Origin of the sequence: Nakamurella endophytica (genome assembly GCF_014646215.1) — a bacterium.
In the GTDB taxonomy this organism is placed as follows: Bacteria; Actinomycetota; Actinomycetes; order Mycobacteriales; family Nakamurellaceae; genus Nakamurella; species Nakamurella endophytica.
Map to the genome: position 1 here is coordinate 326,717 of NZ_BMNA01000004.1, position 11,363 is coordinate 338,079.

Below are 11,363 nucleotides of genomic sequence, written 5' to 3' on the forward strand. Positions count from 1 at the left end.
CACCCCGACGGGCGAGGTTCCGGTCACCGTGTGGTTGCGCACGGTGGTCGTCACCGGCGTTCGGCGCACGGTGCGCGGCCAAGGGGTGAAGACGGCGTCCGGACCTCGCTGAGTAATCGGATGTTGCTTACAGTAGTTGCATGCAGAGGGGGACCCGAGAACGACGGCGGCTGGCCGTCATCCGCATCCTGGTGGTGCTGACCACCGTCACGGCCGTCGACTACATCGTCTGGCGCTGGTTCGAGTCGGTGAACTGGGCGGCCTGGTGGATCGCCGTGCCGCTCGTCGCGGTGGAGACCTACAGCGTCGTCGACTGCCTGCTCTTCGGCATCACGGTCTGGCGGCTGCGCGAGCGGCCGGCCCCTCCCCCGCCACCGGCCGACGCCACCGTCGACGTCTTCATCACCACGTACAACGAACCGGTCGACCTGGTCATGACGACCGCCACCGCAGCCGTCGCGATCACCCACCCGCACCGCACCTGGATCCTGGACGACGGCGCCCGCGACGAGATGCGCGCCGCGGCGGAGGCGGCCGGCGTGGGGTACGTCACCCGGTCCGGCGACTGGGCCGGGCACAGCCGGCACGCCAAGGCCGGCAACCTGAACAACGCGCTGGCCGCCACGGACGGCGAGTTCATCCTGATCCTGGACGCGGACCAGGTACCCGAGCCGGAGATCCTGGACCGCACGCTCGGCTACTTCGCCGACCCCGAGGTCGCGCTCGTGCAGACGCCGCAGTTCTTCGTCAACGTCCCCGACGAGGACCCCCTGGGCAGCCAGGCGCCGCTGTTCTACGGCCCCATCCAGCAGGGCAAGGACGGCTGGAACGCCGCGTTCTTCTGCGGCTCGAACGCCGTCCTGCGCCGCGAGGCGATGATGCTGATCGGCGTCCGCGGGTACGTCGACCAGGTGGAGCGCTCGGTGGCCGCGGCCCTGCGCACCGCCGACAAGGTGCTGGCGCGGGCCCGCCGGTCGGCCCGCGCTGACCTGCGGGCGGTGGCCGCGCTCAACCGGGTGGCGGCGGCCGTCACCGTGGCCCGCGGCCGGCTCGCGCAGGGCGAGCCGCTGGGCGAGGTCACCTACGCGTTCCAGCGCCGGGTCGAGGAGGCGGCCGCCGGCCTGGTGGCCGACGACCTGGCGACGCTGCAGGCCGACCTCGCGGAGATCGAACGCCTCGGCCTGGCCGCCGGGCCCCACGCCGGTCCGGACGCCACCGCCGGCGGCCCTGCCGAGCCGGCCGAGGCGGGCGAGGCAGCCGTGACGGCGCTGACCCGGCGCGACTGGTCGCCGCTCGGCGCCCTGGAGTCGGTCCGGGCGCTGGTCGCCGCGGTGGACGTGGACCGCTCCGGCGAGGCGCAGGCCGTGATGCCCATGGCGACCATCTCCGTCACCGAGGACATGGCCACGTCGATGCGGCTGCACGCCCACGGCTGGCGCACCGTCTACCACCACGAACCGCTCGCCTTCGGCCTGGCACCGGAGGACCTGGGCACCATGCTGACCCAGCGGCTGCGCTGGGCGCAGGGCACGATCCAGGTGATGCTGCGCGAGAACCCGTTGCTCCAACGAGGTCTCAGCGGCACCCAGCGGCTCATGTACTTCGCGACGATGTGGAGCTACCTGTCCGGCTTCGCGGCGCTGGTGTACCTGGCCGCTCCGGTCATCTACCTGTGCTTCGGCGTCCTCCCGGTCACCGCGTTCAGCGTCGACTTCTTCGCCCGGCTGCTGCCCTTCCTGCTGGTGAACCAGCTGCTGTTCCTGGTCATCTCGCGGGGTCACCGCACCTGGCGCGGGCAGCAGTACAGCCTCGCGCTGTTCCCCGTGTGGATCCGGGCGTGCACCACCGCCGTCCGCAACGTGGTCTTCGGCCGGCCGCTCGGCTTCGCGGTCACCCCGAAGGTCCGGCAGGAGTGGCGGCCGCAGTGGCGCCTGGTGCGGGTCCAGCTCGTCACGATGGCCGTGCTGGTCGTCGCCGCCGTCGTCGGCACCGCCCGGATGGCGGCCGGCGTGGCCACCGTCAGCGGCACCCTGGTCAATCTGCTCTGGGTCGCCTACGACGTCGTCCTGCTGTCCGCCGTGGTCAAGGCGGCGCGCTACCGCGGGCACGACGCGCCCGTCCCGGCCGGATCCGTCCCGGCCGTCCCCACCGTCAGTGAGAAAGAGGCACAGCTGTCATGAACTTCGACGTGGACTACCCCACCGACGGGGCCGCCGTCATCACCGCCGCGGGTCGGCTCAACATGGTGGCCGCACCCAAACTGCGGGAGCTGATCGCCACGACGGTCACCGAGCACCACCGCCCGACCGTCGTGGTCGACCTGGGCGCCACGGACTTCATCGACTCGTCGGGCCTGGGCGCCCTGATCGCGGGGCTGAAGACGGCCCGGTCCGCCGGCGGCGACCTGCGCATCGCCCGGCCGGGCAAGCAGGTCACCACCGTGCTGCAGCTGACCAACATGCTGCGGGTGCTGCGCCCGTACCCGAGCGTCGCCGAGAGCCTGGCATGACCGCGGGCACGCCGGTCGCGCTCCGCCTGCAGCGCTGCACGGACGTGGAGAGCCTGGACCGCGTGCACCTGCTGCTGGACGAGCTGTGGTCGCAGCTGGACGACCTCGACGACACCGACCGCATAGGCTTCGAGCTGGCCGTGCTGGAGGTGGCCGGGAACATCGTGGCGCACAGCCGGCGTGGGCCCGAGTGGTCCTTCGACCTGGCGGTGCAGGCCGACTCCGCGGTCCTGCAGGCCGATTTCAGCGACTCCGGGACGCCGGTGCGGCTCGACCTGTCCCGGGTGCACATGCCCGACGAGATGGCCGAGAGCGGCCGCGGACTGGCGATGGCCCGGGCGGCCGTCGACGAGCTGCACCACCGCCCCACGGCCGACGGCAACACCTGGGTCATCCGCCGCCGCCGGCGGCGGGTCCGTTCCGCCCGCTGAGCGGCACCGGTCGGCTCTGCTGTCCGTCCGCCACGCCCGCGAAGTGCACCGGCGTCGCCGGGACGGCCGCGCCCCCCGGATGCCGCCGGGCGGGCCGGGCCGTCCTCGGGGCTTTCCTCCAGGCGCTGCAGCCCGTGAGTCGCGAAGCCGCCCTCGGCGGTGCTGCTCCGCGGTGACCGACCACTGCCTCGGGCGGCCGGTGCGTGGGGATGCGCTGCCCTCCGACCGGCTACGGCGGGGGACGGGCCACCGACGACCTCGCTCGGGCTGTGCGGTGTCGGCACGGTCCGCCCGCGCATTGCTGACCCGCTCGCGCACGTCGGCGCCGACACCGCCGGGGACCGCACCGCGGCCCCTCGACCCGCACCACCGCTCGCCCCGTTGAACGGCAGAGGCCCCGCCGTGACGAGCACGGCGGGGCCTCTGCGCTGTTCCGTCCGGGGACGGCGGGGGTACTACTTGACGATCTTGGTGACCGAGCCGGCACCGACGGTGCGGCCGCCCTCGCGGATGGCGAAGCGCAGGCCTTCCTCGATGGCGATCGGCTGGATCAGCTGGACCTTCATCTCGGTGGTGTCGCCGGGCATGACCATCTCGGTGCCCTCGGGGAGGTTCACCACGCCGGTCACGTCCGTCGTCCGGAAGAAGAACTGCGGGCGGTAGTTGTTGAAGAACGGCGTGTGCCGGCCGCCCTCGTCCTTGCCCAGGATGTAGACCTGGGCCTCGAACTCGGTGTGCGGGGTGATCGAGCCCGGCTTGACGACGACCTGGCCGCGCTCCACCTCCTCGCGCTTGGTGCCGCGGAGCAGCAGACCGGCGTTGTCGCCCGCCTGCGCCGAGTCGAGCAGCTTGCGGAACATCTCGATGCCGGTGACCGTCGTCTGGAAGGACTTCGGCTTGATGCCGACGATCTCCACCGTCGAGTTGACGTTGATCGTGCCGCGCTCCACCTTGCCGGTCACCACGGTGCCACGGCCGGTGATGGTGAAGACGTCCTCGATCGGCATCAGGAACGGCTTGTCGGTGTCGCGCTCCGGCTCCGGGATCGACTCGTCGACCGCGTCCATGAGCTCCTCGACGGTCTTGACCCACTGCGGGTCACCCTCGAGGGCCTTCAGACCGGAGGTCCGGATGACCGGGGCGTCGTCGCCGGGGAACTCCTGCGAGGACAGCAGCTCGCGGACCTCGAGCTCGACGAGCTCCAGGATCTCCTCGTCGTCGACCATGTCGGCCTTGTTCAGCGCGACCAGGATGTAGGGCACACCGACCTGGCGGGCCAGCAGCACGTGCTCCTTGGTCTGCGGCATCGGGCCGTCGGTCGCCGCGACCACGAGGATCGCGCCGTCCATCTGGGCCGCGCCGGTGATCATGTTCTTGATGTAGTCGGCGTGACCCGGGGCGTCCACGTGGGCGTAGTGACGCTTCTCGGTCGAGTACTCGACGTGCGCGATGTTGATGGTGATGCCGCGCTGCCGCTCCTCGGGGGCCTTGTCGATCTGGTCGAAGGCCGAGGCGGTGTTGATGGTCGGGTACTTGTCGGCCAGCACCTTGGTGATGGCGGCCGTCAGCGTGGTCTTGCCGTGGTCGACGTGACCGATGGTGCCGATGTTGACGTGCGGCTTGCTCCGGTCGAACTTCGCCTTCGCCACTGCTTGTCCTCCTCAGGACTCTTGCGCCTTGCGTCTGGGTCAGACCGCGGGGCGTGGGTGGGTAGATCTGGACCGGCCGCTCTGTGCACGACTCCGGACCCTTGGTGCGGCGGCTGGCCGCCGCACCGCGTCTGTGTGGGGCAACGCCCCGGGCTGTGCCGCCCCGGCGGGACTGTTCCCGCCGGGAGCGGCACGGGCGATCACTCGCCGGTCGCCTTCGCGATCACTTCCTTGGCCACGTTCTGCGGCACCTCGGCGTACGAATCGAACACCATGGAGTAGCTCGCGCGACCCTGGGTCCGCGACCGCAGGTCGCCGACGTAGCCGAACATCTCCGAGAGCGGCACCAGCGCGGTCACCACGCGGGCCCCGGACCGCTCGGACATGGCCTGGATCTGGCCACGCCGGGAGTTCAGGTCGCCGATCACGTCGCCCATGTTGTCCTCGGGCGTGACCACCTCGACGCTCATCATCGGCTCGAGCAGGACCGGCTTGGCCTTGCGCGCGGCCTCCTTCATCGCCATCGAACCGGCGATCTTGAAGGCCATCTCCGACGAGTCGACCTCGTGGTAGGCGCCGTCCATCAGGGTCAGCTTGACACCGAGCATCGGGTAGCCGGCGAGCACGCCGTACTGCAGCGCGTCCTGGGCGCCCGCGTCGACCGAAGGGATGTACTCCTTCGGGATGCGGCCACCGGTGACCTCGTTGACGAACTCGTAGGTCGCCCCCTCGGCGGCGGCCATGTCCAGCGGCTCGACCTTGATCTGCACCTTGGCGAACTGGCCGGAGCCACCCGTCTGCTTCTTGTGGGTGTAGTCCAGCCGGTCCACCGTGCCGCGGATGGTCTCCCGGTAGGCGACCTGCGGCTTGCCGATGTTGGCCTCGACGCTGAACTCCCGGCGCATGCGGTCCACCAGGATGTCGAGGTGGAGCTCGCCCATGCCGGAGATGACCGTCTGGCCGGTCTCCTCGTCGTTGCGGACCTTGAAGGTCGGGTCCTCCTCGGCCAGCTTCTGGATGGCCGTGCCCAGCTTCTCCTGGTCCGACTTGGTCTTCGGCTCGATGGCGACCGAGATGACCGGGTCGGGGAAGCTCATGCTCTCCAGCACAATCGGGTGCGCCGGATCCGCCAGGGTGTCCCCGGTGGTGGTCTGCTTCAGACCCATCACCGCGCAGATGTCGCCGGCGCCGACCGACGACAGCTCCTCACGCTTGTTCGCGTGCATCTGGTAGATCTTGCCGATCCGCTCCTTGCGGTCCTTGGTCGCGTTGACGACCTGGGTGCCGCTGTTGAGCGTGCCGGAGTACACGCGGACGAAGGTCAGCTTGCCCAGGTGCGGGTCGGTCGCCACCTTGAACGCCAGACCGGAGAACTCGGCCTTGGGGTCGGGCTCGCGCTCGGCCGGGGTCACGCCGTCCTGCAGAGTGCCGTGGACCGCACCGATGTCGATCGGCGACGGCAGGTAGGCCACCACCGCGTCGAGCATCGGCTGGACGCCCTTGTTCTTGAACGCGGACCCGCAGAGCACGGGGTTGACCTTGCCGGCGATGGTCGCCCGGCGCAGCGCCGCGGTCAGCTCCTCGACCGAGAGCTCCTCGCCCTCGAGGAACTTCTCCATGGCCTCGTCGTCGTTCTCGGCGATGGTCTCGACCAGCTTGTCGCGGTACTCGCGGGCCTGGTCGGCCAGGTCGGCCGGGATCTCCTCGACCGTGTAGTCCTCACCCTTGACGGTCTCGCCGCGCCAGGTCAGCGCCCGCATGTGCAGCAGGTCGACCACGCCGATGAAGTCCGCCTCGTTGCCGATCGGCAGCTGCAGCACCGCAGGGGTGGCGCCGAGCCGCTCGACCATCATGTCGACGCAGCGGAAGAAGTTCGCACCGGTGCGGTCGAGCTTGTTGACGAAGCACATCCGCGGCACGTGGTACTTCTCCGCCTGCCGCCAGACCTGCTCGGTCTGCGGCTCGACACCGGCGACACCGTCGTAGACCGCCACCGCACCGTCCAGGACCCGCAGCGACCGCTCGACCTCGACCGTGAAGTCGACGTGGCCGGGCGTGTCGATGATGTTGATCTTGTGGCCCTTCCATTGGGCCGTGGTGGCGGCGGAGGTGATGGTGATCCCCCGCTCCTGCTCCTGCTCCATCCAGTCCATGACGGCGGCGCCCTCGTGGACCTCACCGATCTTGTAGGTGCGGCCGGTGTAGAACAGGATGCGCTCGGTCGTGGTGGTCTTGCCCGCGTCGATGTGCGCCATGATCCCGATGTTGCGGACCTTGTCGAGGGCGGTGGGTGCCACTGCGGTGTCTACCTCGTCTTCAGAAGGGGGTGCCTGTCCCCGGGGTGGTGGGGCGGCACCGGGTACAGCGCCGGAACGTCCTCGATTGTTCCCGAACGTCCCAGGTCAGGACACTCGGGCAGGACGCTCCGGCGCCGGTGTGCTACCAGCGGTAGTGGGCGAACGCCTTGTTCGACTCGGCCATCTTGTGGGTGTCCTCGCGACGCTTGACCGAGGCGCCGAGCCCGTTGCTGGCGTCCAGCAGCTCGTTCATCAGCCGCTCGGTCATCGTCTTCTCGCGGCGGGCCTTGGAGTAGCCCACCAGCCAGCGCAGCGCCAGCGTGGTCTGCCGCGGGGTGCGGACCTCGACCGGGACCTGGTAGGTCGCGCCGCCGACGCGGCGGCTCTTGACCTCCAGCGCGGGCTTGACGTTGTCGAGCGCACGCTTGAGCGTCGCGACGGGGTCGGTGCCGCTCTTCTCGCGGCAGCCCTCGAGGGCGCCGTAGACGATCGACTGGGCGATCGAGCGCTTGCCGTCCTGCAGCACCTTGTTGACCAGCTGGGTGACCAGCGGGGAGTTGTAGACCGGGTCGGCCATCAACGGCCGCTTCGGCGCGGGACCCTTGCGGGGCATGTCAGCTCTTCTCCTTCTTCGCGCCGTACCGGCTGCGAGCCTGCTTGCGGTTCTTGACGCCCTGCGTGTCCAGCGAGCCGCGGATGATCTTGTAACGGACGCCGGGGAGGTCCTTCACCCGACCGCCGCGGACCAGCACGATCGAGTGCTCCTGCAGGTTGTGGCCCTCGCCCGGGATGTAGGCGGTCACCTCGACCTGGCTGGTCAGCCGGACGCGCGCCACCTTGCGGAGCGCGGAGTTCGGCTTCTTCGGCGTGGTGGTGTAGACGCGGGTGCAGACACCGCGGCGCTGCGGGCTCCCCTTGAGGGCCGGCGTCTTGGTCTTGGTCGTCTTGTCCTGGCGACCCTTACGGACCAGCTGCTGGATCGTGGGCATCGGAGCGGAGCTTCTCTTTCCTTCGTCCGGGTCGGTCGGCGCGGAGCGCGGCCGGGGACCCGGTGCTGTCCCGCCGCGGTTGTGGCTGGGGCGATCGAGTGGTGCCCGGCCGGGCGGGACCCGGCCGGTGGACCCACGGGCGGTGGGTCCGAAGGTGCAGCGGTGGTGCGGTCGCGGCGGCGGAGCGGCGCCGCGTCGACCGGCCCGGGGACCGCGACGACCCGACCGGGCGCCTGCCGACCGAGGCCGTCCTGCGCACGCGCGACTAGCCCAGCGTGAGGGCCGACGTGCCAGCCTACCGGATCCGAGGGACCCGGTGTGCCGATGACCGCTCACAGGCTGGGCACCACGGATGTGGTGCCGGCCCGGCTCCCGTGCGCGACCGGGACGGTCACGACGGCAAGCCAGACCACAGCGCTGGGACCGGGTCAGTCTACCCGGCCGGCGCCCCGGCGGCGTCCGACCGCCCGGTTCGGCCCCGCCACGTGCGCGACGACCGTGTCCGACGCGTGTCCGACGACCGTGTCCCGCCGGCCGGCAGAGAACCGTGATCGATCCGAGACCACGCCCCGCCCGCCACGGAGCGGGCGCCGAGGTGTCCGGTTCCGGCCCAGCGCCACAGCAAACGATCAGCAGGGCCGGTCCGATCGGGCGGTCGATCGGCCCACCACAAGAGTTGACCTGCACTGATGCCAGCGAGCACTGCCCGTTTCCGGGCAGAAACTGGTCACCGGATGTGGGCACCCCCACTGGACCGGTGTGATCCATGTTTGTTGTGATGGTGCCGCGGCGATGTGGCCCAGCACACATCGGAGGTCGACACTGGTCGGACCCTCGGATGTGGCCCGCGGTCGCCGGAGTCGTCGAGACGGGAGGGATGCACATGTCGGGTCGCCCGGGCGACGAGCGCCGGCGGCACATCCTGGCCCAGGCCCGCGGCGCCGGGCACATCGCCGTCACCGACCTCGCCGACGAGCTGGACGTGGCCGCGGAGACGGTCCGCCGCGACCTCAAGGTCCTGGAGGACCACGGCCTGCTGCGCCGCACCCACGGCGGCGCCTACCCCGTCGAAGGTGCCGGCTTCGAGTCCAACCTCGCCCGCCGGTCGGAGTCGCTGGTCGCCGAGAAGCGGCGGATCGCCCGCGCGACGGTGGAGCAGCTCGGACCGGCCGAGACGGTCTTCGTCGACGAGGGCTTCACGCCGGCGCTGGTGGCGGAGGAGCTGACCCGGCTCGGCCGCGCGATGACGGTCGTCACCGCGTCGCTGTCCGCCGCCGCCACGCTGGCGCAGAGCCCGCAGATCGAGGTGCTGCTGCTCGGCGGCCGGGTGCGTGGCGGCACCCTCGGCACCGTCGACCACTGGGCGACCGCGATGCTCGGCCAGTTCGCATTGGACCTGGCCATCCTCGGCGCCAACGGGATCAACCGGGACCGCGGGCTGACGGTTCCCAGCACGGCCGTCGCCGAGGTCAAGGCCAAGGCCGCGGCGGTGTCCCGCCGGCGGATCTTCGTCGGCGTGCACACCAAGTTCGGCGTGACGAGCTTCTGCCGGTTCGCCGACGTCCACGACTTCGAGTCCCTGGTCACCGACACCGGACTGTCCGCCCACGAGGCGCACCGGTACAGCGCACTCGGACCGCAGGTGGTCCGCGTGTGAGCCCCCCGGGCGCGCGCCGCCGCTGTCCCGGCGCCGCCCTGTCCCCCGGCCACCGCCGCCCGACAGCACCCGCCCGGTCCGGTCGCCCACCAGGACCCGACCGGGCCCGCAGGTCCCACCCCCGTCCCGGCCCCGCGCCGGCTGTCCGTCCACCCCGCCCGCCCGGGCGGGGACCCCAACGAAAGGAAGCAGCATCCATGAGATGGAAGAAGGCACCGCACGTCGTCGCGGCAGCCGGCTGTGCCGTCCTGCTGACCGTCACCGCGGCGTGCGGGTCGAGCGACAACTCCGGGGGCAGCTCGTCGTCCTCGGCCTCGTCCTCGTCCTCCTCCGAGTCGTCCTCGTCGTCCTCGTCGTCCGCTGACACCGGCTCCGGTTCGGCGACCGCGTCGGGGTCGGACACGGCGTCCTCGTCGGCCGGCTCGGTCGCCTCGTCCGGCGGCTCCGGCTCCGGCTCGTCCTCGGCGCCCACCTCCGGCGGCGGCACCGGTGGCGGCGGCGAACCGACCCGCAACCCGAACACCGACGGCAAGACCATCAACGTGCTGATGGTCAACAACCCGCAGATGATCGACCTGCAGAAGCTGACCGAGGCCAACTTCACAGCCAAGACCGGCATCAAGGTCAACTACACCGTGCTGCCCGAGGGCGACATGCGGGACAAGGCCTCGCTGGAGTTCAAGAACCAGTCCGGCCAGTACGACGTCGCGACGCTGTCCAACTTCGAGATCCCGATCTACGCGGGCAACGACTGGATGGCCGACCTGACCGAGTACGCCAAGAACGACGCCGGCTTCAACCAGGCGGACATCTTCCCGGCGTTCACCAACTCGCTGACCGTCGACGGCAAGCTGTACGGCGAGCCGTTCTACGGCGAGTCGTCGTTCCTGATGTACCGCAAGGACGTCCTGCAGTCCAAGGGCATCACCCTCAAGGACACGCCGACCTGGGACGAGGTCGCGGACGCGGCCGCCAAGGTCGACGGCGCCCAGCCCGGCATGAAGGGCATCTGCCTGCGCGGCAAGCCCGGATGGGGCGACTTCGGCGCCCCGCTGACCACCGTCATCAACACCTTCGGTGGCACCTGGTGGGACAAGGACTGGAACGCCCAGGTGACGGCCCAGCCCTTCAAGGACGCGGTCAACTTCTACGTCAACCTGGTCAAGCAGCACGGTGAGGTCAGCCCCGACCAGGCCAGCTTCCCGGAGTGCCTGAACGCGCTGCAGCAGGGCAAGGTCGCGATGTGGTACGACGCGACCTCGGCCGCCGGTTCGCTGGAGGCCAGCGACTCGCCGGTGAAGGGCAAGATCGGCTACGTCCAGGCCCCGGTCAAGGAGACCAAGGCCTCCGGCTGGCTGTACGCCTGGTCCTGGGCGATCGAGAAGGCGTCGAAGAACCAGGACGCCGCCTGGCAGTTCATCTCGTGGGCGTCCTCGTCCGCCTACGAGAACGAGGTCGGCACCCAGCTCGACTGGGCCCGCGTCCCGGCCGGCAAGCGCACGTCGCTGTACTCCAACCCCAAGTACACCGCCGCCGCCGAGGCCTTCGCCCCGGCCACGCTGACCGCGCTGAAGAACGCCGACCCGACGAACCCGGGCACCCAGCCGCGGCCGACCGTGGGCATCCAGTTCGTGGACATCCCCGAGTTCACCGACTTCGGCAACAAGGTGACCGGCACGCTGGCCGCCAACGTCCTGGCGGGCAACGGCTCGGTCGACGACTGGGCGAACGACACCCAGTCGCAGGCCCAGGCGATCGGCGACACCTACAAGTGATGTGACGGGTCCCCTGCGGCCCGGCCGGGCGTCCGGCCGGGCCGCCGGTCGGCCCA

9 protein-coding genes are annotated in these 11,363 nt (G+C 70.7%); 5 read left to right on the forward strand and 4 right to left on the reverse strand.

What is annotated here, in order from left to right; genetic code table 11:
• Positions 1-140 precede the first annotated feature (140 nt).
• The 3 genes from IEY37_RS12050 to IEY37_RS12060 are packed head-to-tail and all read left to right on the forward strand — an operon-like array spanning position 141 to position 2,940.
• Positions 141-2,180: a glycosyltransferase family 2 protein gene (locus IEY37_RS12050; RefSeq protein ID WP_188941800.1), complete on the forward strand. Its 2,040-nt coding sequence runs from the start codon at positions 141-143 to the stop codon at positions 2,178-2,180.
• Entirely contained in the window at positions 2,177-2,509 is a 333-nt protein-coding gene (locus IEY37_RS12055) for an STAS domain-containing protein (protein WP_188941802.1), read from the forward strand. The genes IEY37_RS12050 and IEY37_RS12055 overlap by 4 nt, the downstream gene beginning before the upstream one ends.
• On the forward strand, positions 2,506-2,940 hold the full coding sequence (locus IEY37_RS12060; protein WP_188941804.1) for an ATP-binding protein: 435 nt from the start codon (positions 2,506-2,508) through the stop codon (positions 2,938-2,940). Before IEY37_RS12055 ends, IEY37_RS12060 begins: the two co-directional genes overlap by 4 nt.
• Positions 2,941-3,395: 455 nt before the next feature.
• On the opposite strand, the gene tuf is transcribed toward IEY37_RS12060, so the two are convergent.
• From tuf to rpsL, 4 genes are all read right to left on the reverse strand, one after another.
• A complete protein-coding gene (tuf, locus tag IEY37_RS12065) occupies positions 3,396-4,589 on the reverse strand; it encodes an elongation factor Tu (RefSeq protein ID WP_188941806.1) in 1,194 nt (397 codons plus the stop codon).
• Positions 4,590-4,789: 200 nt separating this feature from the next.
• The gene (fusA, locus tag IEY37_RS12070; protein ID WP_188941808.1) at positions 4,790-6,886 is read right to left on the reverse strand and encodes an elongation factor G; all 2,097 of its coding nucleotides are present in this window, start codon (positions 6,884-6,886) and stop codon (positions 4,790-4,792) included.
• A 142-nt stretch (positions 6,887-7,028) separates the two neighbouring features.
• Positions 7,029-7,499, reverse strand: coding sequence for a 30S ribosomal protein S7 (gene rpsG / locus IEY37_RS12075; protein WP_188941811.1), 471 nt, complete (start codon positions 7,497-7,499; stop codon positions 7,029-7,031).
• Position 7,500: 1 nt separating this feature from the next.
• Entirely contained in the window at positions 7,501-7,875 is a 375-nt protein-coding gene (gene rpsL / locus IEY37_RS12080) for a 30S ribosomal protein S12 (RefSeq protein ID WP_188941813.1), read from the reverse strand.
• A gap of 877 nt (positions 7,876-8,752) precedes the next feature.
• Between rpsL and IEY37_RS12085 the strand changes: the two genes are divergently transcribed.
• Together IEY37_RS12085 and IEY37_RS12090 are read left to right on the forward strand one after the other, a co-directional pair.
• The gene (locus IEY37_RS12085; RefSeq protein WP_373298316.1) at positions 8,753-9,532 is read left to right on the forward strand and encodes a DeoR/GlpR family DNA-binding transcription regulator; all 780 of its coding nucleotides are present in this window, start codon (positions 8,753-8,755) and stop codon (positions 9,530-9,532) included.
• A 197-nt stretch (positions 9,533-9,729) separates the two neighbouring features.
• A complete protein-coding gene (locus tag IEY37_RS12090; RefSeq protein ID WP_188941817.1) occupies positions 9,730-11,307 on the forward strand; it encodes an ABC transporter substrate-binding protein in 1,578 nt (525 codons plus the stop codon).
• Positions 11,308-11,363: the final 56 nt, after the last annotated feature.